Origin of the sequence: Brevibacillus fortis, from assembly GCF_046196545.1 — a bacterium.
GTDB lineage: Bacteria > Bacillota > Bacilli > Brevibacillales > Brevibacillaceae > Brevibacillus > Brevibacillus fortis_A.
On the sequence record NZ_CP176370.1, the window covers coordinates 1724303 to 1750936 of the forward strand.

The 26634-nt window shown below is 46.8% G+C and carries 22 protein-coding genes; 16 read left to right on the forward strand and 6 right to left on the reverse strand.

Annotated elements, in window-relative coordinates; translation table 11 throughout:
* Positions 1 to 26 precede the first annotated feature (26 nt).
* Genes ACKKE8_RS09110 through ACKKE8_RS09120 form a run of 3 tightly spaced genes read right to left on the reverse strand, consistent with a single transcriptional unit; the run spans position 27 to position 2069 of the window.
* Positions 27 to 737 (reverse strand): B3/4 domain-containing protein, encoded by a 711-nt coding sequence (locus ACKKE8_RS09110; RefSeq protein WP_409177889.1) that lies wholly within the window; start codon positions 735 to 737, stop codon positions 27 to 29.
* Between the two features lie 36 nt (positions 738 to 773).
* Positions 774 to 1412, reverse strand: coding sequence for a LysE family translocator (locus ACKKE8_RS09115; protein ID WP_409177890.1), 639 nt, complete (start codon positions 1410 to 1412; stop codon positions 774 to 776).
* Positions 1413 to 1445: 33 nt separating this feature from the next.
* Complete coding sequence (locus ACKKE8_RS09120) at positions 1446 to 2069, reverse strand: FMN-binding negative transcriptional regulator (RefSeq protein ID WP_409177891.1); 624 nt, start codon at positions 2067 to 2069, stop codon at positions 1446 to 1448.
* 101 nt (positions 2070 to 2170) lie between these two features.
* Between ACKKE8_RS09120 and ACKKE8_RS09125 the strand changes: the two genes are divergently transcribed.
* Positions 2171 to 3550 carry a PLP-dependent aminotransferase family protein gene (locus ACKKE8_RS09125; protein ID WP_409177892.1) on the forward strand — a complete coding sequence of 460 codons (1380 nt, stop codon included), beginning with the start codon at positions 2171 to 2173 and terminating at the stop codon, positions 3548 to 3550.
* A 374-nt stretch (positions 3551 to 3924) separates the two neighbouring features.
* Here ACKKE8_RS09125 and ACKKE8_RS09130 read toward each other — a convergent pair whose 3' ends face one another.
* Positions 3925 to 5166 (reverse strand): amidohydrolase family protein, encoded by a 1242-nt coding sequence (locus ACKKE8_RS09130; protein WP_409177893.1) that lies wholly within the window; start codon positions 5164 to 5166, stop codon positions 3925 to 3927.
* A 283-nt stretch (positions 5167 to 5449) separates the two neighbouring features.
* Between ACKKE8_RS09130 and ACKKE8_RS09135 the strand changes: the two genes are divergently transcribed.
* Positions 5450 to 6919, forward strand: a complete 1470-nt coding sequence (locus tag ACKKE8_RS09135; protein ID WP_409177894.1) for an amidohydrolase family protein — start codon at positions 5450 to 5452, stop codon at positions 6917 to 6919.
* Positions 6920 to 6973: 54 nt separating this feature from the next.
* On the opposite strand, the gene ACKKE8_RS09140 is transcribed toward ACKKE8_RS09135, so the two are convergent.
* Positions 6974 to 7756, reverse strand: coding sequence for an SDR family oxidoreductase (locus ACKKE8_RS09140; protein WP_409177895.1), 783 nt, complete (start codon positions 7754 to 7756; stop codon positions 6974 to 6976).
* 231 nt (positions 7757 to 7987) lie between these two features.
* On the opposite strand from ACKKE8_RS09140, the gene ACKKE8_RS09145 reads away from it, so the two are divergent.
* From ACKKE8_RS09145 to ACKKE8_RS09210, 14 genes are all read left to right on the forward strand, one after another.
* Complete coding sequence (locus ACKKE8_RS09145; protein WP_409177896.1) at positions 7988 to 9061, forward strand: branched-chain amino acid aminotransferase; 1074 nt, start codon at positions 7988 to 7990, stop codon at positions 9059 to 9061.
* Positions 9062 to 9223: 162 nt separating this feature from the next.
* Complete coding sequence (locus ACKKE8_RS09150; RefSeq protein ID WP_409177897.1) at positions 9224 to 9925, forward strand: GntR family transcriptional regulator; 702 nt, start codon at positions 9224 to 9226, stop codon at positions 9923 to 9925.
* A gap of 46 nt (positions 9926 to 9971) precedes the next feature.
* Positions 9972 to 10604: a sterol desaturase family protein gene (locus ACKKE8_RS09155; protein WP_409177898.1), complete on the forward strand. Its 633-nt coding sequence runs from the start codon at positions 9972 to 9974 to the stop codon at positions 10602 to 10604.
* A 528-nt stretch (positions 10605 to 11132) separates the two neighbouring features.
* A complete protein-coding gene (locus ACKKE8_RS09160) occupies positions 11133 to 12737 on the forward strand; it encodes an ABC transporter substrate-binding protein (protein WP_409177899.1) in 1605 nt (534 codons plus the stop codon).
* A gap of 902 nt (positions 12738 to 13639) precedes the next feature.
* A complete protein-coding gene (locus ACKKE8_RS09165) occupies positions 13640 to 15226 on the forward strand; it encodes a glutathione ABC transporter substrate-binding protein (protein WP_409177900.1) in 1587 nt (528 codons plus the stop codon).
* A 101-nt stretch (positions 15227 to 15327) separates the two neighbouring features.
* Positions 15328 to 16899 carry a glutathione ABC transporter substrate-binding protein gene (locus ACKKE8_RS09170; RefSeq protein WP_409177901.1) on the forward strand — a complete coding sequence of 524 codons (1572 nt, stop codon included), beginning with the start codon at positions 15328 to 15330 and terminating at the stop codon, positions 16897 to 16899.
* Between the two features lie 36 nt (positions 16900 to 16935).
* Complete coding sequence (locus tag ACKKE8_RS09175; RefSeq protein WP_409177902.1) at positions 16936 to 18159, forward strand: amidohydrolase family protein; 1224 nt, start codon at positions 16936 to 16938, stop codon at positions 18157 to 18159.
* 673 nt (positions 18160 to 18832) lie between these two features.
* A complete protein-coding gene (locus ACKKE8_RS09180; protein ID WP_409177903.1) occupies positions 18833 to 20407 on the forward strand; it encodes an ABC transporter substrate-binding protein in 1575 nt (524 codons plus the stop codon).
* 127 nt (positions 20408 to 20534) lie between these two features.
* Positions 20535 to 21170, forward strand: a complete 636-nt coding sequence (locus ACKKE8_RS09185; RefSeq protein ID WP_409177904.1) for an NUDIX hydrolase — start codon at positions 20535 to 20537, stop codon at positions 21168 to 21170.
* 148 nt (positions 21171 to 21318) lie between these two features.
* The gene (locus tag ACKKE8_RS09190) at positions 21319 to 22755 is read left to right on the forward strand and encodes an MDR family MFS transporter (protein ID WP_409177905.1); all 1437 of its coding nucleotides are present in this window, start codon (positions 21319 to 21321) and stop codon (positions 22753 to 22755) included.
* A 146-nt stretch (positions 22756 to 22901) separates the two neighbouring features.
* A complete protein-coding gene (gene eis, locus ACKKE8_RS09195; RefSeq protein WP_409177906.1) occupies positions 22902 to 24152 on the forward strand; it encodes an enhanced intracellular survival protein Eis in 1251 nt (416 codons plus the stop codon).
* Positions 24153 to 24242: 90 nt separating this feature from the next.
* Positions 24243 to 24416 carry a hypothetical protein gene (locus ACKKE8_RS09200; protein WP_016739076.1) on the forward strand — a complete coding sequence of 58 codons (174 nt, stop codon included), beginning with the start codon at positions 24243 to 24245 and terminating at the stop codon, positions 24414 to 24416.
* Positions 24417 to 24493: 77 nt separating this feature from the next.
* Positions 24494 to 24970, forward strand: coding sequence for a PilZ domain-containing protein (locus tag ACKKE8_RS09205; RefSeq protein WP_409177907.1), 477 nt, complete (start codon positions 24494 to 24496; stop codon positions 24968 to 24970).
* A gap of 116 nt (positions 24971 to 25086) precedes the next feature.
* Complete coding sequence (locus tag ACKKE8_RS09210) at positions 25087 to 26229, forward strand: DUF2087 domain-containing protein (RefSeq protein ID WP_409177908.1); 1143 nt, start codon at positions 25087 to 25089, stop codon at positions 26227 to 26229.
* On the opposite strand, the gene ACKKE8_RS09215 is transcribed toward ACKKE8_RS09210, so the two are convergent.
* Complete coding sequence (locus ACKKE8_RS09215) at positions 26226 to 26543, reverse strand: hypothetical protein (protein WP_409177909.1); 318 nt, start codon at positions 26541 to 26543, stop codon at positions 26226 to 26228. The genes ACKKE8_RS09210 and ACKKE8_RS09215 overlap by 4 nt on opposite strands.
* Positions 26544 to 26634: the final 91 nt, after the last annotated feature.

Sequence of the window (26634 nt, forward strand, 5' to 3'; positions counted from 1 at the left end):
CCAGTGCATTTGGCTGCCGTTTGACCTTAATCAAAGATGGTCATTTCCTTGTGATTGATATCTAACACTTCCATCTTCACCATACCACCAAGATGATGTGGCACTAAATCAGACAATTCTTTTAGCGCCATATGGAATTCATCACTTCTTGTTTCATCTATTAATTCGATACAGAGGAATGCATTTTTCGTATGTTCTGTTAGCATTGTCCTCTGAGCTTCACGCCAATTCCAGCATCTGCATATGGCACCGTCATCATCTTTATATACAATTTCCCCTTCATATGGCGGAGCATTTTCATCCTGTCCCAATGGGATAAACGGTTCGTTGCCATTTGCCTGCGTCAGGCGAATATCGCCTACAAAAGTGTCGATATCTTCTCCACCACACGGAAGTCCGTAACGCAATGAAATGGAATTATAGATGTCAACAAGCGGGTTTATTGTTCCGATAGAGTTGCCATTCTTCACTCTTTTTAATAAAGCTTCAATGGAACACCTTGCCCCTTTCTTTGTCTTGAATTTCTGAAAAGCTTCTCGCCAAACGGAAATGACAGGATTGCTACTGAATTCCTCCAGACTTAAGAATTTATGAGCTTCTTTCTCTGCCTCCTGCAGCAGCTTCTCGTAGACTTCAACGTCCTTTCTTGCATTATCAATTCCCTGGCAAATCACGATGCCTATTTTGGCATGCGGAAATAACAACCAAAAATCATCTTCAATGATAAATCTAGGCATACCCTATCTCTCCGTTTCATTTTACTTATTGGACTCTTATGTTTTGGAGGGGCTCGCAAAGGCGGAGAAAATCCCTAGAGCAATATATAAATAACCAGTTATCCGATTCACTACCTTTGAACTCGCCGTACTCCCCACAATCCGCTTCCTCATACTTGCTGCGAGGACGGCATACAGACCATCGCTAATAAAAGCTAGGATAATAAAAATCGTTCCTAAAAGCAAAAATTGAACGGTAACTGACCCGGCAGTAGTTGATATGAATTGCGGAAAGAAGGCTAAAAAGAAGAGGGCTGTCTTGGGATTCATTACCTCTACAAGCGCTGATTCGTAAAAAATCTTTCGTAATTTTTTGCGAGGGGCTTTTGGAATTTCGGAAGCCGTTGTATCAGTTTTAGAAAATAAAGTCTTACACCCCAGATAAATAAGATAAGCAGCACCCAAGTATTTCACGATATGAAAGGCTGTTGCTGATGTCATAAGGATCGCAGAAACGCCAATTGCTCCAGCTAAAACGTGAACAGAACCACCAAGAGACACTCCTAGAACGGATACCAGACCCGCCTTCTTCCCTTGATCGATACTTCTTGCCATAATATAGAACACAGCTGGCCCAGGTATGATTAACAATGTAGAAGCGGCAATGACAAATAGCCAAATAGTTGAAAACTCCATAAGAAGCAACTCCTTGTTGTATCTATAGGCTGATCATTTAAATAACTCTTTCCGTTGCTCACGCATCCACTGAGCAACCTGATTTTCCCCTTGTTCATTTGATTTTTCAAGCTCTGCCACAATCGATTTATAGTCGGTGTTGTTGCGATTTTGGCTCATTTTGGCTGCCCCTTGAATCGAGGTGATTTCAATCTCAAAACCAACGATTCCTTTCATTTCTCTTTCAAGCAATTCAGGATTGAAGGTCTCCCAGAGCCGACCATGTTCCCGGTGAGATTCGTAGTGTGTAAGCATAGAATCCAAAGCCGACTTCAGTTCATCCTTCGTGAGGATACGTGCTGTCCCATACGCATGTACAGCGAGATAGTCCCATGTGGGAACCTGTTCACTCTCATACCAGCTTGACGAAATGTAAGCGTGCGGTCCTTGAAAAATAAGCAAAACATCCCTATTGTTATCCAACGTTTTCTTCTGCATGTTTCCGTATGCAATATGCCCAGTCGCATAGATTGTCCCTTCCTCTTCACGGATTTCCAACGGGATATGCGTGGACAACGGGCGATGTTCATCAACCGTAATCAATAGGGCAAACGGGTTAGACTTCATCATTTGAACTGCCTCATCATGTTCCATCTGATATTGCTTAGGAATGTACACAGTAACCACCCTTTCAACTTGACTTGAACCAAGCGTATGATACAAACTGACATAAAAAAAGATACAATAACAAACAAATATACATGTCAGGAGAGGTGTTAATGAAAAATACCATTTTTACATTCAAAGAACATTCTCCTAAATACAAACAGATCTATGAGAAATTTAAATCATTTATTGAACAAGGCGATATAAAGGCGGATGAGCCATTGCCCTCCATTCGTCAACTTGCAGATTCCTTACATGTTAGCCGTAATACAACATTAATGGCGTATGAACAACTTGTTTCTGAAGGGTATATTCGTGGAGAAGGCAGAAAAGGTTATTTTGTAAATGAGTTAGAGCCTGTTTTATTTCAAGAGGCCCGCAGTTCTTCTACTCACAAGCAAACAGAGACTGTACCATCTGTTCGCATTGACTTTCGCGCAGACGTCGTCGATCAATCGCATTTCCCTTTAAAAACGTGGCGGAGGATTTCGAATCAAGTATTAACGGAAAAGGACAGCTTTCGGTACGGAGAACCTTTTGGTGAAAGGAGCCTACGTGAGCAAATCGCAGCCTATTTACTCCAGTCTCGTGGGGTGAAAACAGAACCAGATGCCATCATTATCGGCAGTAGTACCCAACAAATGCTTGTGTATCTAGGTCTTGTCCTGAAACATGATTTTTCTAGCGTGATTGTGGAAGACCCAGGTTATGATGGCGCTAGGAAAGCTTTTCAATTAAATGGTTTTACACTGGAAACGTTACCCGTTTATGAGACAGGTGCTGATTTTTCACACCTGGAACAAATGAAATCACGATTGATTTATGTGGCGCCGTCCCATCACAGTCCGTATGGGGTAAGTATGCCCATTCAGCAAAGGCATGCCCTCATTCATTGGGCAGAAAATAGGCAAGGGTATATTATCGAAGACGATTATGATAGTGAATATCGCTATACCCAACAACCATTTCCAGCTCTCGCTTCCATCGATTCAACAAGAGTTATTTATCTCGGAAATTTCTCGAAATGCTTTCTGCCAGGGATTCGTTTAAGTTATATGGTATTGCCACAGCCACTTATCAACTGTTATAAAAATCAATTCGCACATTTCGAGAGCACCACTTCACTCCTTAGCCAATTCGCCATGGCGAAATTTATGGAGGAAGGGGAATGGAATCGCCATATTAAACGCATGCGTCTTGTTTATAAACGAAAAATGCAGCACTTCGTCTGTGAATTAAGGAATCATTTCAAACAAAATATTTCGATCATCGGGGAGCAGTCTGGTTTGTACGTATTAGTCAAAGTACACCTGGAGCGTTCAGAAGAATGGCTCATTCAACAAGCTTCCCTTCAGGGAGTGAAAGTCTATCCTACTTCACTTTACTTCATTAAAAACAAAACCGATGAACCAATCATTAAACTAGGTTTCAGTAATTTATCAAGTGATGAAATCCAACGTGGCGTGAAGCTCTTAAAAAAGGCTTGGTTATAAAATATTTACCTCTTTCAGAAGGCCCTCATCTTTAAACTGACGGGTTGGATAGCTCATTCTTTTAAGCACGGACAACCACCCAAACTGGTAAGAGAAAAAAGAAGGAATAAGCGAAAGTCTTTGGGATACCCACCGAAGCGCAATGGAAAAAAAGAAACCTGCCTTTAGCGTCCACCTCTGAGATACTTCGCAGAGGCGCGACTTTGGACGCGGGTTTCTTTTTTGCCATGGAGCTGGGCAGGGATGACCCCTTAGCAGGTAGCCCAAGAACTTGAGCGTTTTCTTCTTTTTTCTCTCCACCACCAAAGGCTCGCTTTAGATAAAAACAAAAAAAGCTTCACTGAAAAATCAGCGAAGCCTTCGTGTCTATCTGACTACTTTGTTTCTTCCATTCTCTCCATAGCACCATGAACAATTTTCCCTTTAAACATAACAGCAGCCCGACGAGATTTTCTCGCAATCGCTTCCGCAGAGCAGGAGCTTTCTGCAAACACGATGCTCGCCTCATCGCCAACCTTTGGCCATGCACGGTTGCCATCTTTATCGAGTGTTGTTTTTCCTCCGGTAATGAAGTACAACGATTGCACCAATGATTTCTCATCGACCCAACGGTAGCGCTCGACCAGACGGTTTAGCTTATCCAGCATATCGCCTGTTCCATATGGTGACCACGAATCGTAGAATCCATCGTAACCAAGTGCGACATGTACGCCTTTGGCATGAAGCATCGGCACAGGTGGCATGGCACGATTAATTGGAACTGTCGTCATGATCATCGTTCCCAGCTGGGACAATCGGTCTGCCATGTCCGAGCTTTCTTCCATCGACACATCTCCGAGCGCAAAGGCATGACTGATCGCCAGACGGTTCTGCCAACCAGCTTCTTCAGTCAGATCGAGCAGTCTTTTGATCGTATAGAAGCCGAGTGTCCCCGGATCATGCAGGTGAATATCGACATCGGCATTTGCTTCCACCGCAATGTCCATCATTTCACGCAAGGAGCCTTCCAATTCATTATCAATCCCAGCCGGGTCCAAGCCCCCAACCAGTGTAGCGCCTTCCTTCATCGCTTGTCTCATCAAGGAGCTTGCTTGTGTGCGCAGGAGACCCTGCTGCGGGAAAGCGACGATTTCATACGTCAGACGATCGCTGTATTCTTCCAGGGCTGCACGCACACCCTCCAGGTTTTTCAGCCCGATGTATGGATCGATGTTGACGTGTGTGCGCACATGTGTGGCACCGCCTTTCATATGGAGCTGGAGCATTGCTTGTGCGCGCTCTTTGGTCGTCCCAGTCATCATCGGCATTTCTGTTGCTTCGAATTCCAGGCGATCGATCAGTTTTTTCGGAGGAAGGCAAGATTTCCAGGCTGCGCCAGCATACGTTTTGTCCAGATGATTATGCTTTTCAACAAAAGAGGGGAGGGCCAATAAACCTTTTGCATCTTCTTGCGGTAAAGTGGTGTCGAGTGGTTGGTTCGCTGATACGATCTCTGCGATTTTGCCGTCTTCGATCTTCAAATGACAGATTTCTGAGATTGTGTGAAAGACGCCGTCGTCTCCTGTTTCAAATCCTTTATCGAGACGAACGTTGGTTAACCAAAAAGCTTGCATCACTAGAAATCAGCCCTTTCTCTATATTGCAAATAGTGGATGAGAGTCCAGTCTAGCTGTCTCTATTAATTGTAGTGAATATTTCGAACAAGGTTGTTCATCTTTTTTACTAGTTTTTGCATGATCTTTACGTATTGCGTGGAATCTTTCCTGTTTTCGAAAAGGAGTAAAGATTGTGCAAATACATGTAAAAGTTTTGAAACAAATTTTACAGAATATTTCCTATAATAACGAAGGATACAATGAAGTGGAGAGGCCGGAACGAGAAAGAGTAGGGAGGATCATCATGAAAAAGAAAATAACCGCAAAATATGTCATCGGTTTTGACGGCGAAGATCATGTGATTATCAAAGATGGGGAAGTCGTTTACGAGAATGACACCATTGTGTATGTGGGGCACCATTTTGATGGCGATGTAGATGAAGTGATCGATGCTGGCAATGCTGTAGTCAGCCCGGGCTTCATTGACCTGAATGCGTTGGGGGATATTGATCACGATATCGTACATCTGGAGCAAGCTTCTGCTAGAAACAAAAACATGCTCTGGTCGGAAGACTACTACCGCAAAGGCTACCATGAGGTAATGACCCCTGAAGAAGAGGCGTTCAAATCCCTTTACGCCTACAGTCAACTGATTCTAAATGGGGTAACGACAGCGATGCCGATTACATCCGTCTTCTACAAGCGCTGGGCGGAAACGTATGAGGAGCTGGCAGCCGCAGCCGATCATGCAGGACGCTTGGGATTGCGTATGTACATGGGGCCGAGCTATCAATCCGGTATGCGTGTCGTGAAGGCAAATGGAGAGATCGAAGTACTGTGGAACGAAGCAGAAGGACAAGCAGGTCTGGAGCGGGCTGTACAATTTGTCAAAGATTTCGATGGGGCTCATAACGGACTCATCCGTGGAATGCTTGCGCCAGAGCGAATTGAGTCACAGTCTGTAGAGAACTTGATCAACACAAAGCGCTACAGCGAGGAGCTCGGATGTCCTATCCGTCTGCATGCTGCACAAGGTCTCTATGAATATACGGAAATCCATCGTCGTCACAACCAATCACCGATTCAGTTCCTGAATGAGATCGGCTTCCTCGGAAAGAAAACGGCAATTCCGCACGCACATTTCATTCCAGGCTTTAGTAAAGCGAAATTCGGAGAGGGAGACGATTTGGCGATCCTCCAAGAGACAGGTACGACCGTGATTCACTGCCCGCTCGTAGTCGGCCGTCACGGCGAGGCACTCGAATCGTTTGCCCGTTACAAGCGTCGTGGCGTCAACATCGCGATTGGAACCGATACGTTCCCACCGGACTTCATCCAAAACATTCGCACAGCCAGCATGCTGTCCCGTTTGGTGGAAGGCGATGTCGCGGATTCCAGCTACGCGGATATTTACCGTGCTGCGACATTGGGCGGCGCACGTTTCCTCGGCAGAGATGATCTGGGACGATTGGCACCGGGGGCAAAAGCAGATATGATTGCCATCGATCTGGACGGTTTCCACATGGGCGCGGTTGATGATCCGATCCGTACGATTATCACATGTGGCTCAGGTCGTGATGTGAAGCTCTCGATCATCGCTGGACGCACCGTAATGAAAGACCGCCTCATGCCAGGAGTTGATCTGGAAGAGATCAAAGCAAAGGGACAGCGTTACTTTGACAAAATGCGTCTTGGCTATGTCGAGCGCGACTATCAACAGTTGGGCGAAAAAGAGCTGTTCAAGCCTTCTTTTCCAATCGTGAGCAAACCATAGCTTGAAAAAGAAGAAGCACAATCTGCTAGAAACGGCGGATTGTGCTTTTTTCACTTACCGTATGAATCCGCCTTCGGAATGCATAATCTGTCCGGTAATCCACTCCGCTTCGTCACTTGCCAGGAAAGCGACAAGACGAGCTGCATCTTCGGGCTGTCCGATCCGTCCGAATGGAAATTGCTGCAAAAGGTATTGCTTGATTTCGTCGTTCATCCAGCCTGAATCGGTAGGGCCTGGATTTACAGCGTTGACCGTAATCCCTCGCGCAGCTACTTCGGCAGCGAGTGTCGTCGTCAGGGCATCCACGGCTCCTTTTGTTGCCGCATATGCGATCTCACCGACCATTGCGCCTTTGGATTGACCAGATGTCATGTTGATAATTCGGCCTCCGCGTTGTTGAGAGAAGCGACGTGCAAATTCCACACTGAGCATTGTGGTTGCCCGCACATTGATGGCATAATGTGCGTCCAAACTGGTGATATCCAGTGACTCGTAGCCGTCATTTGTCGAGTAGCAAGCGTTGTTGACGAGGATGCTTGGTTCGCCCAGTTGTGCTGTAGCGGCGTCGAGCACCTCTTTGTAGGCATTAGGCTGTGACAGGTCGATCTCGATCCCGGCACATCTGACTCCATAGCGTCTGATCTCTTCCTGCAAGATTGCGGGTTCTTCCTTTTGAATCCCATGTGCCATGGATTGGTCATAGGCGGTCCAATACGTATGGAAAATATCGGCCCCGTGTGAGGCAAGCATTTTACAGATAGCAGCTCCAATCCCTTGAAGGCGGCTGGCTCCTGTTACTATGGCGATTTTTCCGTGCAAGCGAAGGTGTGTGGTCATACATATCCCTCCTCATTCTGTCCCTATACATTCTTTTCGGGATGTCTGTCCCTTTCATCCTGCATACGAAGAAAAAAATCGATCACGAAATTTTTGCGAAGTTTTCGCTAAATAACCATAAATTGTAGGGGTAGGAGAAACTTACGCTGGAAATCATGCAAAATTGTTGCTATTTTGTATATATAGGAAGTTGTTCAAATCGTGGATTTAATACTAAGGGAGATGTAGAAGATGGAGTGTCAGTTAACAATTACCCGGACAGAACAGAAAAAAGAGAAACCAGCTTCTGACAAGCTTGGGTTCGGTGTTCATTTTACCGATCATATGTTCACCATGGATTATACTGAAGGTAAAGGATGGCATGATCCACAAATCGTCCCTTACTCTCCGCTGACATTGGACCCGGCTGCAATGGTGTTCCACTACGGGCAAGCTGTCTTTGAGGGCTTGAAAGCTTATCGCAATCAAGAGGGCAAGGTTCGCTTGTTCCGTCCTGATCAAAATTTCAAGCGTATGAACCGTTCGCTAGAGCGTATGAGCATGCCGTTGATCGACGAGGAATTCATGGTCGAGGCATTGAAACAGCTGGTGGCGGTAGATAAGGAATGGATTCCAACAGAAAGCGGACAGTCTCTCTACATTCGTCCCTTCGTAATCGCGACAGAGCCATGCTTTGGTGTGCGCGCTTCGTATACGTACAAATTGGTGATCGTGCTCTCTCCAGTTGGAGCGTACTATGCGGGTGGCATGCACCCCGTGAAAATTTACGTAGAAAACAACTACGTTCGTGCGGTAAGAGGCGGAACAGGAAACGCGAAAGTGGCAGGTAACTACGCAGGCGGTCTGAAAGCACAAGTGGAAGCAAAAGAAAAAGGCTATGAGCAAGTGCTGTGGCTCGATGGCGTAGAGAATAAATATATTGAAGAAGTAGGCAGCATGAACGTGTTCTTCAAGGTAAAAGGGGAAGTGTGGACCCCAGCATTGAACGGAAGCATCCTGGAGGGTATCACGAGAGATTCGACCATCCAATTGCTCAAGGACTGGGGAATTCCAGTTGTAGAGAAGCGGATTTCCATGGAAGACCTGCATACCGCTTACGTCAACGGTGAGCTGGAAGAAGCATTCGGTACCGGAACAGCGGCTGTTATTTCCCCAGTAGGTGATCTGAACTGGAACGGACATCAGATGATCATTAACGGTGAAAAAACAGGGGATTTGACGACGAGACTGTACGGCGAGATGACAGGAATCCAGTACGGTGAGCGTGAAGACAAGTTTGGCTGGTCGGTAGAAGTGCCAGAATAATCACGCCAGTAACACAAGAGGCATAGCCTTCTCTTTTTCGGGAGAGGGCTATGCCTTTTTTGATCGTGTAGGTCACCTCTTGACAAGCGGCGTGTAAAATATTACCTTTTGTGGTAATACCACGAAAATTTGTTGTAGGACCAGCAACGTAGGGAGGCGACAATGACATTGGAGAAAAAAGGGGGAGAGAAAGAACGGTCGTCGGATCAAATTGAGAAGAAATTAATCAAGGCAATTTTGACCAGAGAGTATCCTACCGGGAGTACGTTGCGGCCGGAACGGGAGTTGGCAGAGTACTACGGGGTAGGCCGGCCAACCGTTAGAGAAGCACTGCAACGCTTGGAAAGAGATGGCTGGATCACTGTGCGGAAAGGACATCCGGCAATTGTCAACGATTATTGGCGTCAAGGTAATGTAATGACCCTTGTCCATATCATTCAAAACCACGACGATGTTACGGATGAGTTTATTTCGTACTTGCTGGAACTGCGGATATCGTTGGCGCCTGTTTACATTCGTAACGCGGTTGCTGCTAATCAGCCGAAGGTAGTCGCATTGCTTGCCAATCTTGATCAACTGAAACCTGATGCTAATTCTTATGCAGCGTTTGACTGGGAGCTGCAAAAAAATCTGACGAGGCTTTCTCCAAATCCTATCTATTTACTGATTGTAAACAGTTTTGATTCCTTTTACCTAAAAATGGCGCGAAGGTATTTCTCCATTCCGGAACATCGCGAGGCATCTTGGCACTATTACCATGAACTGTTGAACGTAGCTTTACAGGGAGATTTCAACGAAGCAGAGCGTGTAGCCAGAAAGGCAATGGAAAAAAGTTTGGAGCTATGGAGAAACCGAACCGTTTAGGCACAAGCACAAGACAAGTGAAGGAACACAAGAGGAGGGCGTTCTGTTGAAGGCAAAGTTTCTGAAAGAATTCTTTACGTTTCCAGATATCCTCATCATGAGCATTCTATTCCTGATTAGCTTGTCTTTCACTATTTCTGAATGGTACGCGTTGGAAACATGGGTGGCACTCGTGGCGGGGATGATTGGATATGCGGCAAGCGAATACTTGATTCATCGATTTCTCTTTCACCTCAAACCGCCTCGAAATCCATTTTTTCTCTATTTGTTAAAGCGCTTACATTACGATCATCACGCCGATCCGAACAACTTGCACCTGTTGTTCTTGCCCGTGTGGTACAGCTTGCCGCTCATTGCAGGAACCGGAGCCATTTGTTATCTGCTTACTTCCGACATGATTGTGACCAATGCCTTTGTTACAGGCGTGATAGGATTTCTACTATTTTATGAATGGAAGCACTATATAGCCCATCGTCCGGTTCAACCCATATCTCCATGGGGGCGCTGGATGAAAAAGGTCCATCTATGGCATCACTTCAAAAATGAACATTATTGGTACGGTGTTACCAGCCCTGTTTTTGACGTCATGCTGGGAACTTACAAGAATGAACAGGATGTTGAGAAAAGTTCGACGGTGAGGGATCTGGAAAGACGGTGGGACAAAGATGTTGAACTGTAAATGGTCTTTCGTCGCCCGTCATCCATTTGTACTCGTATAAAAGAGCGTAATTCCAACATCTTTTGCACGCCCACCCTTTTTTTGAGGGATGGGTTTTTTCTTTCTAAGTTTTAGAAGGTATAGAAAACCGCCAAAGCTGGTGAGAAGAAAAAGCATAGGGCTCGCAGACCTTGACAAAGCCTACCCAGTCGGAACTTAAAAAAGGGGACCACGCTTGTCGAACACTTCTTCCTTGAGAAACTTCCGCCCGTAGGGTGGCTTTGGCTCGACGGTCCCCTTTTTTAAGTGGAGATGTCCAGTGAATCCCCCCCTGCTGGCGTGTCAGAGTCGAAGAGACCTGTGCTTTTTCTTCTCCTCCACTATGGTACGTAGCTTCAATAGAGTTATTTTGAACATTCAAAAACGACATAGTAAAGAAAATGAAAAGAAAGGTAAAGATATTGAAAAGATTAATAGTAAGAAAATTAGTAATATTTAGTCATGTCATATTCTTTTCATTCTATCATCCAGAATAAGGGGGCATTCACAGTGAAGAAGAAGCACATGCTAGGATCTATTCTCGCCCTGTCTGTCTTGCTTTCCACAGTATTGGCAGGCTGTGGTGGCAGTCAGACATCCAGTGGGACGAATTCCGCGTCCAACTCCAATCAAGCTTCGACAAGCCCCGCGTCTTCATCGGCCGCAGCGGGTGGAGGCGGTACCTTAATTATTGCGCGCTTGTCCGATGCGAATAATTTGGACCCGCATTTCAGCACCCAGATTAATTCCATGGCAGTGACGCAGCACAAGCTCTATGAAGGTCTGGTCATGATGGATCGGAATAGTGAGTACAAACCTCTTTTAGCAAAGGAATGGAAACAAAAAGACGATGTCACCTGGGAATTTACACTGCGTGACGGTGTTACCTTCCACGACGGGGAACCCTTCAATGCGGAAGCTGTGAAAAAGACAATCGACCGCATTTTGGACAAAGACAATCCGACTCCCAAGGCAAACATGTTTGGCATGATTAAAGAAGTGAAGGTCATCGATCCATTGAAGGTAGAAATTATATTACAGTATCCGTTCGCAGGGCTGCTGTCCGTACTGGCGAGTGCCGAGGGTGGCATCATCAGTCCGAAGGCGATGAAGGAATTTGGCAAAGAGTTGTCCAAGAAACCAGTAGGGACGGGGCCGTTCATCTTTGAATCATGGACGCCTGGACAAGAAATCGTCATGGTGAAAAACGAGAAGTATTGGGGCAACCAACCGAAGCTGGAGAAAGTCGTTTTCAAGACGATTCCTGAGGATGCGACACGCGTAGCCATGGTAGAGACAGGTGAAGCTCATGTTGCAGAACAGCTACCGGTCACTGAACTGGAAAGGGTACAGAACTCGCAGAGCATGTCGTTAGGACGGTTCGAATCATTCGCGGTTGACCACATCGGGACGAACGTCAAGCAGAAGCCTTTTGACGATGTTCGCGTCCGTCAGGCCATTGCCCATGCGATTGATAAGGAAGCGATTATTAAAGGGGTATATAACAATGTTGGAAAAGTAGCCATCTCGTCATTAGGGCCAAAAGTCATCGGCTATAGCCCAAATATCAAAACGCCGGAATACGATTTGAACAAAGCGAAGCAATTGCTCACCGAAGCAGGCTACGCAAACGGATTCAAGGCAACTATCTATCTCAATGACAACAAGGCACGGATCAATGTGGCAGAAGTGCTGCAATCCCAGCTGAAGGGAATCGGTATCGACTTGCAGATTCAAGTGATGGAGTTCGGCGCGTACCTGGAATTGGCGGCAAAAGGTGAAGCGCAAATGTTCATTAGTGGCTGGGGCAATGCGACCGGGGATGCAGATTACAACCAGTACAACCTCTTCCACAGCACGTCAGCAGGTGTGCCAGGCAATCATTCCTTCTATAATAATCCAAAAGTCGATGCGTTGATCGAAGCGGGTCGTAAGGAAAAAGATCCAGAGAAGCGCAAGGAAATTTACGCAGAGGCGCAGCAAATCGAGATGGAGGAGGTGCCGTTGCTGCCATTCCGCAGTAGCGAAAACCTCGCAGCCATTGCCAAAAATGTACAGGGTGTGTACATCAGTCCATCCGGGTACATTGACGTGAGCCAAGTGACGATTCAATAGCAGGAGCTAGAGACCTTCTCCACCAAATGGAGAGGGTCTTTTTTAGTAGATAAGAATTTATAAAAATTCATATCGACATGGAAGACTTATTCCCTTTGGGTAGGAAGGCTTCACCAAAAATCTTGGCGAAGCCAGTATTGTGGCTGCGGTGGGGAGAAGAATATTTCCAGTCTAGGCTCCAGGCTCCGTCCTGCTGGGGGCTGGGACTGCCCGCTCCGAAGGGATTCGCGGGGAAACGCAAAAGTGGTAGCCGCTTCGTCGCACGGGCACGGTTGCGTTTCTTTTGCCCGCTAATCCCTTCTCCGCTCGGTAAGGACTCCACAAGTCGCTACGTCTGGAAATATTCTTCTCTGGCGTAACTGAATAGGTTCTTCCATCTTTTAAGTCAGTAAAAAATCGGATCATACGGAAAGCTCGTAGAGGAAACAGGAGAAAGAAGCGAAGATCTTTGGTACACCGACCGAGACGGAATGCAAAAAGCGAAACACGCCTTTAAGCGTCCACCTCTGAAACACATCCTGAGAGGACCACTTTGGACGCGGTTTCGCTTTTTGCATGGAGTCGTGCAGTGAATCCCCCAGCGGGTGGGACAAGAAGCTGAGCGTTTTCTCCTGTTTCCTCCACACCACTACAGCAACATATACTCCAAGTCTTTTTTTATCGCATTATTTGCACAAAAGTAGAAAAAGTGAAAAAAGAGTAAAGAAAGTGAAAATACAAGTAAAGAGAGTGAAAATACAATGCCAGAATAGTGGGTAAAATGAAATATGCGCGAATGGTCAAAATATTCAAGTGCATCTGGCGCAAAAAACGGTCACGATCGTTTTTTTTGACCGCAAGCGGTCACATCAACATTTATGAAAAACGTCGAGACGTTTTTCACAAAACAGGGGGATCACTACATGAAAAAGACGCGCTTTTTCCAGACACTGCTTACCATGACCGTTGCGGTTTCTACAGCGTTGGCAGGCTGCTCACAAGCACCTGAAGCAGGAGGGAGTACCAATTCTTCAGGGCAAACCAATGCTTCTGCACCAGCTGGCAAAGAGGGCGGAACACTCGTCATCGCCCGCTTGTCTGATGCGAACAACCTTGACCCACATTTTCTAACGCAAATCAATTCCGCTGCCATCATTCATCACAAGGTATACGAGGGTCTTGTTCGGATGGACAAAGAAAGCAAATATGTAGGTTCACTCGCTTCTGAATGGAAGCAGCTCGATGATGTGACATGGGAATTCAAGCTTCGCTCCGGTGTGACGTTCCACGATGGCACAACATTCAATGCGGAAGCTGTGAAAAAGACGATTGCTCGTGTCCAAGACCCAGCTGTAGCCTCTAACCGCGCCAATTTGTTTGAAGCCATCACAGAAGTAAAGGTCGTGGATGATACAACGGTTCAATTCATCCTGCACTATCCATACGCACCACTCCTGTCCGTGCTCGCCAGTGCCGAGGGCGGAATTTTGTCACCAAAAGCGATTGAACAGTATGGGAAAGACTTGACCAAGCATCCGACGGGAACAGGGCCTTACCAATTCGAATCATGGACACCGGGTCAAGAAGTCGTCCTGGTGAAAAACGATAGCTATTGGGGCGACAAACCGAATCTGGACAAGGTCGTCTTCAAGACCGTTCCAGAGGATACGACCAGACTCGCAATGGTCGAGACAGGAGAAGCTCATATAGCTGAGCAATTGCCAGTGACAGAAGTCGATCGGGTGAAAAATTCTCCGAGTATGACACTTGGTCGTTACCCTGCTTTTGCTAGCGATCATATCGGGATTAACAACTCAAAGAAGCCTTTCGATGATGTGCGCGTTCGTCAAGCGATTGCACATGCGATCGATAAGAAAACCATCATTCAAGGGGTCTACAACGATGTTGGGACAGTTGCTCATTCTTCCATTACCCCGTCCATGGTTGGTTACAGCCCGAATGTAAAAGACTTGCCTTACGATCTGGAAAAATCTAAGAAGCTGTTGGCGGAAGCTGGATACGCGAACGGTTTCAAAGCAACCATTTACTTAAATGATAACAAGGCACGGATTAGCTTGGCAGAAGTGCTGCAGCAACAACTGAAACAAATCAATATTGATCTAGAAGTGAAAGTGCTAGAGTTCGGTGCTTATATTGAAGCAGCCAACAAAGGCGAAACAGAATTGTTCCTCAGTGGTTGGGGCAATGCCACAGGCGATGCAGACTACAACCAATACAATCTGTTCCACACGAAGTCACAAGGGGCAGCTGGCAATCATGCTTTCTACAGCAATCCGGAAGTGGACAAGCTGATCGATGAGGGCCGCAAAGAGAAAGACGAAGAAAAACGGAAACAAATCTACGAAAAAGCACAGCAAATCGAAATGGACGAAGCGGCAATGGTACCGTACCGCTTCTCAGAAAACCTCGCAGCGATTCAAAAAGGTGTAGAGGGAGTTTGGATCAGCCCAGCAGGACACATTGAGATCGACGATGTAACAATGCCATAATTTTCAGTAAAAAAATGCTTCATGATCAGCATAGCTTCGCCCATTGGGAAACGAGCTATGCTGATTGATTATACAAAGAAGAAGTAAATGGGGGCGAGTCTATGAAAAAACAGAAGATGCTAGGTTCAATGCTGGTAGGTATCCTGAGCGTTGGCCTCGTGCTTACAGGCTGTTCATCGGGTACAGAACAAGGTGCGGCAGGGACTCCCACTGCGAAGGAAGCTCCAGCAACAGATCAGACGCTGGTGATTGCACGGCAGTCAGACGCAAACAATCTAGACCCGCACTTTATTTCAGCGATCAATGCAGCGAGTGTGGTCCATCACAAAGTGTACGAAGGCCTCGTCCAGCGAGATGATAACATGGCATTCAAACCGATGCTAGCCACGGAATGGAAGCAGTTGGACGATGTCACTTGGGAGTTCAAGCTACGTCAGGGAGTCAACTTCCACGATGGTACGCCGTTTAACGCCGAAGCGGTGAAAGCCACATTCGCACGCGTCCTTGATGAAAAGGTCGCCTCTCCACGTGCGTCTCAGTTCAAGATGGTTTCGGAAGTTAAGGTAGTGGATGATTACACCGTACATTTCAAGCTAGCCTACCCGTATTCCCCATTGCTGTCGATCCTCGCCAACCACGAAGGCAGCATCATTAGTACCAAAGCAATTGAGCAATACGGCAAGGACCTGAGCAAACATCCCGTCGGTACAGGGCCGTTTGTATTCGAATCGTGGACACCTGGCCAAGAGATCGTGCTCGTGAAAAATGACAACTACTGGGGAGAAAAGGTGAAATTCAAGAAGGCCGTCTTCAAAGTCGTACCAGAGGACACGACACGCGTAGCCATGGTAGAGACGGGAGAGGCGCATATCGCTGAACCATTGCCGGTGACAGAAATTGACCGCGTCAGTAATTCCCCTCGTATGAGCTTGTACCGGACAGAGGGCTTGGGGACAGATTTCATCGGGTTCAATACGAAGAAAAAGCCGTTTGACGACGCCCGTGTTCGCCAGGCGATCAATTATGCGATTGAGACCGATTCGATCATCAAAGGTGTGTACAACGATGTCGGAACGAAAGCGAATTCCGCAATGAGTCCGAAGGTTCTTGGATACGATGAGGCGTTAAAAGGATACGAGTTTGATCCGAACAAGGCGAAGGCCCTGTTGAAAGAAGCAGGCTATCCGGACGGCTTCAAGACAACCTTGTGGACAGGCGATCGCAAGGAACGGATTAATGCTGCGGAAGTAATCCAGTCCCAGTTAAAGGGAATCGGCATTGAAGTAGAGGTAAAAGTGCTTGAGTATGGAGCTTATTTAGATGCAGAAGACAACGGTGAAACAGAACTGTTCATCAGCGGCTGGGGCAATGCCACTGGCGACGCTGACTACAACCAGTACAATCTGTTCCACTCCAGTTCTTTGGGCAAAGGCGGAAACACAACGTTCTACGTGAATAAAGAAGTGGACAAGCTGATCGAAGAGGGGCGCCGCGAGCAGGATACGGAAAAGCGCAAGCAAATCTATGCAAAGGCGCTGGAGATTGAAAAGCAAGAAGCACCAATCGTCCCAATCCGCAATCTTGAGCATGTCGCTGCAATCAGCAAAAACATTAAAGGCTTCTGGATCAGCCCTTCTGGGTACATGATGATCAATGGCATTACGATTGAATAACGCAAACATTTAGAGAGAAAAGGATGGAGACGGAGCATGAAGGAAAGCATGTGGATCAAAAATGCGAGTCTGGAATGTGGTTACACAGAGGCGAATGGCATCGTGACGGGGACAAAAACGGAGCGTTTTCACGTCTTGCTCACGGACGGTCGCGTGGAGAAAATCGTACCTGCTTCTTCAGGTATACCGGAGGGGGTATCTGTGTGGGATGCACAAGGCCTACTGATGCTTCCTTCTTTCCGGGAAATGCACATTCACTTGGACAAAACATTTTATGGAGGTCCGTGGCAAGCTGTTCTTCCTGCTCCCAATCGTTTTTTTCGAATCGAACAAGAGCAGGAACTGCTGCCCCGTCAGCTTCCCGTCGCTCGTGAGCGTGCAGAAAAGCTGTTGGCGTTAGTGCAATCACACGGTGCTACTCACGTGCGAACCCATTGCAACATTGACCCGGTCATTGGGCTGAAAAACCTGGAAGCCACTTTGGAGGCATTGGCAGCTTACCGTGAAAAACTTTCCTGGGAAATTGTCGCGTTTCCCCAACATGGCTTGTTGCGCAGTGATTCTGTTTCCCTCGTTCGTGAGGCGATGAAGCATGGAGCTGGCCTCGTCGGTGGTGTCGATCCTGCTTCGTTTGACGATGATATCGAGAAATCTCTTGATACGATGATGGACTTAGCGGTAGAAGCGAATGCGGATGTTGACCTGCACTTGCACGAGCCTGGACATTTGGGTGTTTATATTATGAAAAAACTGGCTGCAATGACGAAGGATGCCGGGTGGCAAGGTCGAGTCACTGTCAGTCACGCTTACGGGCTAGGAGAGGTTCCGACTACTGTGGCAGAAGAGGTCACGGAGCTTTTTGCCGAGCAGCAAATCGCTGTCATGTCAGCTGTTCCCATTGATATGCCGACCATCCCGATTCCATTGCTTCATGCCAAAGGCATCCATGTTGGTTTGGGCAATGACAACATCACCGATCACTGGGACCCATTTGGAACTGGAGATATGCTGCAAAAAGCAAACCGTCTGGCTGAACGGTTCCGTTGGATCGATGAGCGATCTCTATCGCGTGCTCTGGGATTCGTTACAGGTGGCGTGACTCCACTAGATCAGGCTGGGAATCAGGTTTGGCCGAAAGTGGGAGACGAAGCAAATGCGGTTTTCGTCCATGCCAAATGCTCCGCTGAGGCTGTGGCTAGACAATCTCCGAAGGAAGCGGTGGTTTTCTCGGGTAAGATGGTTTGGCAGAAACAAAAATGAGTAGGAAATACGATCCGATCTTCCTAAGGAGGTCGGATTTTTTTGTTTGTTTAAAAGTGGCTGTAGTGGGGAAGAAGTGCATTTCCAGTCTACGCTTCGGAATAAATGGCGGGAGCGCTTCAAACGTAGACAGTTTCGCAGTAGTATCTCATAAATGAAGCTGAAATTCCCCGCCATTTATTCCTACTCTGAGTTGGGCTCCAGAGGCGCTTGGACTGGAAATGCACTTCTTCCGGCGTAGCTTTTGAAAGCATTTTGAAAGCCGTCTCAAAATGAAAAAGATTGCTTCGTGACCATACTGACTTTCATTTCAAATCTATTCATTGGAACACATCCGCAAAGTACAACGATGAAGTATCTCCAAAAACTTTTCATTATTTCCTTTCAAACAGATCGAAAAATAGACAAAAGCAACGCCAAAGAAGCGTGTTTCCAGTCGTAGCGGACAGTCTTCACCCCTTGTGGGGCGTAGGCCGAAGCGAAGACTGGAAACACGCTTCTCCACCGAGACAACGAATTCACGTGTCTTTCCATCTGTGTAAAATTAAATAAAAGTAAAAATATTATAAATTGATGTAAAGATGCTGAAAGGTTCGGTTGGGAATCTACCGTATAATGCAAATAAGAAATACATTCAGAATTTTCGACAGTATTCTACAGGGGGTAGACACAAATGAAGAAAACGCGCATGGTCGGTTCCTTGTTGGCTCTGACATTGACGGTTAGTGTTGCGCTGACTGGATGTGGTGGTGCGAGCTCGGAGCAATCCGGTTCGACGAATACAACTGCTGCAGAAGCTCCGAAAGAAGGGGGAACTCTGATTGTAGCTCGCAAGGCAGACGCCAACAATCTGGACCCGCATTTCATCTCCAATATTCCTTCGGCAAACTATGTGTATGGAAAAGTGTATGAGAGCTTGGTTTCTCGCGATAAAAACGGCGAGTACAAGCCTACACTCGCTACTGAATGGAAACAACTCGACGACTTGACATGGGAGTTTAAGCTCCGTGAGGGCGTTACGTTCCACGACGGTACACCATTTACAGCAGACGCTGTGAAAAAGACGTTCGAACGTGTACTCGATCCAAAGGTTGCATCACCGCGTGCATCCAACTTCTCCATGATCAAAGAAATCAAGATCGTGGATGACAAGACTGTACATTTCGTGCTGGAGTATCCTTTTGCACCGCTGCTCTCTATCTTGGCTAGCTCAGAAGGCAGCATCATCAGCCCAAAAGCAATCGCAGAGCATTCCAATACATTGGCGAAGCAGCCTGTGGGAACCGGACCTTTCAAATTTACATCGTGGGCACCGGGCCAAGATATGAAACTCGCAAAAAATGATACCTACTGGGGTGAAAAACCAAAGGTAGATGAAGTGTTGTACAAGGTCGTTCCAGAAGATACGACCCGCGTAGCGATGATCGAAGCAGGCGAAGCGCACATCGGCGACCAGCTTCCAGTGACGGAAGTAGAGCGTGCACAGGCATCACCTGGCATGAACATGGTGCGTGCAGAAGGCTTGGGTGTGGATTATATCGGCTTTAATGTGCAGAAGAAGCCATTTGATGATGTACGCGTACGTCAAGCTGTCGCGCATGCTATCGAAAAACAAGCCATTGTACAAGGGGTATACAACAATGTAGGAACACAAGCGGTTTCCTCGATGTCGCCAAAAGTAATCGGCTACAACCCGAATCTTCAGGATTACTCGTATGACGTCAATGCGGCAAAAGCACTGCTCGCAGATGCAGGTTACCCGAACGGCTTCAAGACGTCCATCGTGACAGATGACCGTAAAGAGCGCATGAACGTAGCAGAAGTCATCCAGTCACAGTTGAAGGGCATCGGCATTGATTTGGAGATCAAAGTAATGGAATACGGTGCGTATCTGGAGCACACAGACAATGGTGAGCATGCTATGTTCATCGGGGGCTGGGGCAATGCAACAGGGGATGGCGACTACAACCAGTACAACGTCTTCCACAGCACTTCGAAAGGCAGCGCAGGTAACATGGCGTTCTACAACAACCCAGGGGTAGACAAGCTGATTGAAGAAGGACGTCGCGAAAAAGATGCGCAAAAACGCAACGAAATTTACGCAAAGCTGCAAGAAATCGAGCTGAAAGAAGTACCGATCCTTCCAATCCGCACGATTGACCATGTGGCGGTTACATCCAAGAATGTAAATGGCTTCTGGCTGAGCCCTGTTGGCTACTTGATGCTGGATGAAGTATCGATCAACTAATGGTGATAGAAGGGATGGCGTTTGTCGCTGTCCCTTCTTTCGTCAATAGAGAGGAATTCACGCTCTGGACCGGGAATGTAACTTGGGGAAGAGAAATGCGCAAGAGACAAGTCATGGGGTGGAAAACATGCAGGAAGAGCAGCTAGACATATTTGACGAAGCAGGACAGCACATCGGGGTTGAAGTGCGTAACGAAGTACACCGCTTGGGACTGTGGCATCAAACCTTTCACTGCTGGATTTATCGCGTAGTAGAGGGCCAGATCGAATTGTTGTTTCAAAAAAGACATCCACAAAAGGATACTTGTCCGAATTTGCTCGACATTACCTCTGCCGGTCATCTTCTCGCTTCGGAACAGCCAAGTGACGGCGTGCGGGAATTGGAGGAGGAGCTTGGCTTGTCCGTGGGTTTTGAGGAATTGGACAAGCTAGGCGTGATTCGTGATGTCACGGTTGCCCCCTCCATCATTGATAAGGAAATGTGCCATACCTTTTTGTATGAATGCGATCAATCCTTACGCAAGTACCGTGTACAGGAAGAAGAAGTCACAGGGCTATTTTGGGTCAGTCTACATGAGCTGGAGCGGTTGTTTGCGGGTGAGATCGGGCAGATGACGGTGAATGGATTTTTGCTAACGGAAAATAGTGAACAAAAAGATACCGCGATGATCGCGATCAAAGCTGACTTTGTTCCACATGAAGTGCATTATTACCAGCAGGTGTTTGCAGCAGTGAAACTACGCGTAGCCAATCGATCACTCTGATCGGAAAAACAATGCCTCGCTTGTCATCGACAAGACGAGGTTTTTCGTTGGTCGAGAAAGGTTGGCGAAGATATGTTCTCTAATGTGATATACTAGACAATGCTTTTTGCTGCTCGCGATCATGCGTAGATAGAGAGAGGAGATCGAGATGAGACTACAGATTATGATTGCCCTAATGCTCTCGACATTCCTTGCTGCGATGGAAGGAACGATTGTGAGTACAGCCGTACCACGCATTACGAGTGATTTGGCAGGTTTTGAACAGGTGAGCTGGGTATACGCCATCTACATGCTTGCCACTGCCGTATCTGCTCCCATTTACGGCAAGCTGGCTGATTTATTTGGCCGAAAAAACGTTTTGTTAATCGGGATCGGCATCTTTTTGTTAGGTTCCACGCTCTGTGGAGTGGCGACGTCGATGTGGCAGCTCATTGTTTTCCGTGCCATTCAAGGCTTGGGTGCAGGTTCAGTCATGCCGATTACGATGACCATCATCGGAGATTTGTACACTGAGCAGACTGCCAGAGCAAAAGCGCAGGGCTGGATTAGCGCTGTATGGGGACTTTCCGGTGTGGCAGGTCCGTTGGTCGGAGGATTTTTGGTCGATACACTGACGTGGCGTTATATCTTTTTTCTTAACTTGCCTTTTGGCCTCGTATCGTTTTTCATGCTCGTCTTTTTGTACAAGGAAAAGCTTGCCGTCAAAGAAAAGCGCCATATCGATTATCCGGGCGCACTTATTTTTTCGGTCGGGACCATCGCCTTGTTGTATGCGTTGTTAACAGGTAGCCAGAATCAATCCTGGACCAGTCCGGTGACGATTTCCTTGATCGTATTTGCTTTGGTGACCTATCTGATGTTTGTATCGGTGGAGAAGAAATCGCCTGAGCCGCTGATTCCGCTTTCGCTTTTTACCAATCGAAACGTGACCATGATCAATTTGCTGACGCTCTTGACCAATGGAATTGTCATCAGCATGGTGGTTTACTTGCCGATCTGGAGCCAGGGAGTCTTGGGAGAAAGTGCGACAATGGCTGGCTTTGTCCTGACACCGATGCCGGTTTGCTGGACGATCGGCTCTATCCTTGCCGGGAACTTGTTAGGCAAGCTGCGGGCTGAACAGTTGTTTGTCGCAGGAACGGCTGTTCTGACGGTAGCGACAACATTGTTGAGCTTCTTGTCCGCTCAGTCAGCGGGATACCTCATTTATGTGGCTGTTGGCTTAATTGGTTTGGGAATGGGACTCATTTCCCCGATCATTATGGTGAAAATTCAATCGTCCGTTGCAGTCGATAAGAGGGGGACAGCGGTTGCCCTCAATACATTCACGGGTACATTTAGCCAAACCTTCGGGGCAGCTGTATTCGGAATGTTGTTCAACATGGTAACAGTTGCTAGTGGTCATACGAATTTAGGGGCCTCGTTTGAACACGGGTCGATCCCTGTGGCACAGCTGGCACAGATCCGAGACTTATTGGCCAGTGGTGTTCATGTGGTTTTCTCAGGCACTTTAGTGCTTGCGATAGGCAGCTTTGTTCTGACGCTTTTGATCGCAAAAGGAAGCAGAGTCAAACAGACACACTAATTCGAAGACGTCCGCCGAGTGCGGGCGTTTTTCAATAATTGGTTACAATTTTCCAAAAAATACAAACTTCATATTGCCAGTTGTTGCATTCATCGATACTATTTTCCTAGATGCCCAAATTCTTGCGGACAGGAGTGCATGAGACGATGGAGGAGATTCGACCGGTTTCAATTGACGATATCGATGAGGTCGTTAGGATTGCAGCGATGAGCTATCCTGGAAGCAATCTACAGGGTGCAGAGAGCAGACAGCGATTTGCCGAACGCGTAAGGGAGACGATCGAAAACGACCCACACGTCAGCTACCACGGATGCTACCGTGATGGACAATTGTTGGGTATAATGAAATGGTACGATTTTCCTATGAATGTTCACGGTACACCGATTTTAACTGGAGGGATTGGGCTGGTCGCCGTAGACCTTTTGCATAAAAAGGAAAAAGTGGCCATGTCGATGCTGCAAGGTTTTCTATCCAGCTATCGGGAACGGGGAATCTCACTGGTCTCTCTCTATCCGTTTCGTGTTGATTTTTACAAGCAAATGGGTTTTGGAATAGGGACCAAGGTTCACCAATACAAGTTCAAGCCGTCCAGCCTGCCGTTTGTAGGCAAGGACAAAATCGTCTATATAGGAAAAGAAGACAAAGAAGAACTGTCTGCTTGCTATCATCGAATTGCCCGTCAAACGCATGGCATGATCAAGCGAACAGACCGGGACTGGGACAGACTCCTCGATGGTCCTGAATTGATTACTGTCGGCTACAAAAAGGAAGGAAGACTAGGCGGCTATCTCGCGTTCCAGTTCCAGAGCGCCCATGAAAAAAACAAACTCTTCAACAACATAGAAGTAAGAGAGCTTCAGTATGAGAACCGCGAAGCACTTGCACAACTGCTCTCTTTTCTGCGTAGCCAGGCCGATCAGATTCAACGGATCGAGTTTACGACGCCGGACGAAGATTTTCACTTGTTGCTATCTGATCCGGGTAATGGAACGGATTCGCTGTTGTGGAGCATTTATCATGAGAGCCATGTATCTGGAATCGGTTTGATGTATCGGATTATTGATGTGCCGGGATTTTTCCGTCAGCTGTCCCACCACCTTTTTGGTTCGGAAACGGTAAATGTGAAGCTGACGATCCGTGATTCGTTTCTGCCTGAGAACGCAGGAACATGGCTCATTAAGTTTGTGGATGGACGTCCGGAAATAGGGGAGGCAGTGGAGCCTGATGTCTCGGTGCAGCTAGATATTTCGGATTTTTCTTCACTCGTGATGGGGGTAGTAACTGTCCGCAAGCTGTATCAATACGGCCAATTGGAGCTGGATGCTCCAGAAAAGCTTCCCATTTTGGATAGGTTGTTTGCTGTTCCCGAGAAGCCGCGAAGTGTGACTACCTTCTAGAAAAGAAGATTTGTCAGGTTTTTGACACATTTGGTTATCTTATTTTGCTTCCTCCCATATGTTGTTAGTAAATGGGAGGAGGCAGGTTTTATGATCTTTCTTACACTGGTTATCTTTTTTGCGTTTCTTTTGATTGTTTGGGTGGTCGTTAGACTCCTCTTCCGGCTGGAAAAGCATGATTCCATCACGCATGATGAGAGAGAATTATGGAATCGCTTTCAGGTGAAGGAGCAGGAGATCAGATATCGAAAGCCCAAAAAATAAAAAGAAAGGCGCCAAGCTGACAGGCGCTCTTTCTTTTGCGTGTTACCCACTATGAGAAGAGAAAGAAGGAGAAAACAATGCCAGGTAGATCAGAGGGGCATCAACGTGAATTTTTTCGCTTACGTCTAGAATACGCCCTCTGTGCAGACATGACTATTGTGCTGATCAAAGGGAAAACCATGGAAATTGGGAGCACACAGGTATTGATCGAGGATATCGGAGCAGGTGGACTTCGCTTTCTCTCTCATCTCAAAATGCCAGCCAATGACCAGCTCGTTCTGCAGTTTGCGACGGAATTGTGCGGACAGGCTCTGAAAATGTACGGCCACGTCGTTCGCACGATTCCGTGGGAAACGGACTATTACGAATACGCCGTACGTTTTACAATGGAAGAGGAACAACATCTGGAGATCAATCGGTTGGTAAACCGCTTGGCGATCCGCTATCGGCAAAACCGGACATCAACAGAGGGACGTTTCTATAAAGGCGATCGCCTGGCATTTTTAAAAGAGCTGGCCCAAGCAAGTCTTGCGATGCGAGCCAGTGAAGCATAGACAAAAAGGCTTTCTGTTGTGCGAATACACAACAGAGGGCTTTTTTGTTTGACATAAAACAAACGCAATGATAAGTTATCTATAATAAATCAAACGAATAAAGGTTGTGTTTATATATGAGTCTTCATGAAGCGTTTTGGAGTGCTTCCCTTCAAGAGTGGAAGCAAGGTTACATCGAACAAGACGAACATTTTATGTGCTTGCTCTGTGGGGAACAGGTGGAGAAAGGAATTATTTATCCAGTAGAGGGTGTCTTGTACGAAGCGTCCCGCTATATGCGCTATCACATCGAGGCTGCGCACGGTTCTGTCTTTACTTACCTGAGCCAGTTGGATAAACGATTGACAGGCTTGTCTGATCATCAGGTTAATTTGCTACGCCTTTTTTACCAGGGCAAGACTGACGCCGAGGTTCAAAATGAAATGGGGATCGGCAGTGCATCGACGATCCGTAATCACCGCTTTGCACTCAAGGAAAAAGAACGTCAGGCCAAGGTATTCCTGGTCATGATGGAGTTATTGCATGAAGCGGATAAACATCAATCGTCCAATGATGGCAAATCAAGCAAGCAAAAGGCTACCCCGAAAGATGGCGATGCTGTAGAGTATGCCTCGATCGTAAAGAGATTTTTGCCGAATGGACTATCAGGTCGATTAGAGCGATTCCCGCGCAAGCAAAAGCATAAACTCATTTTACTCGAAGAGATTTCCAAAAAATTTGAGCTCGATCGTTTTTACACCGAGCCGGAAGTGAATGAGATTTTGGAAGGTCTCTTCGACGATTATGTGACCTTGCGGAGATATTTAGTCGATGTTGGGTTGATGGATAGACAGGCTGACGGCAGTCAATATTGGCGGATCGCTGTGGAAAATGAAGGAGAGGAACGGGGGGCGCAACAGATGAATCGCAAACAAGAGCTCAAGCAGATGTACAAGGAAGTAGAAACCGATGCAGGCGTTTATCAAATTAAGAACAAGCAAAATGACAAAGTGTTCATCGCCAGCACGAATAACCTAAAAACGATCAACGGTAGAAAGTTCATGCTTCAGCATGGCTCACATCCGAATCGTGAGCTGCAAAAAGACTGGGATAAATACGGTCCGGACGCTTTTGAAATCGAAGTATTAGAGAAGGTTGAGAAGAAAGACCATCCGTATTTTGATGGGAAGGATGCACTGGAAAAACTCGAGGATAAATGGATGAAAAAGCTGGCGCCTTATGGTGATCGGGGCTACCACGTGCAAAAAGATCCGTCCTAGTCTCGTTCATCATCCAGCATGCGAAAGCGCTCCAAGTGATCCCACAAACCTTCCTTTTGCAAGATCTGGATTTGTTTTTCGCCAAGTAAATCAAAATGCGGGAAGGGTGCACGGTTATGAATGTAGACAGGATCGAGTCCGTTGGCAAGGCACCAATCTGTCAGTAACGAATAATTGGTACAGCCTACTTTTGTAACGGTTTTGATTCCAGGAAAACGTGGGTCCAGCCAATAATGCGTGAGAAATGCCAATTCGCCTCGACTAACGGCTTGCTTCCAACGGTTCAGTTCGTCTCGTGTAATCCCAAATGCCACTCTTCCTCATCCTTTGCAAAGCGGTCGTGTTTCTCACTCATTAATAGCATGGAATTGTTTAAACGTCAAAAAGACAGTTCTCCCCCGGGAT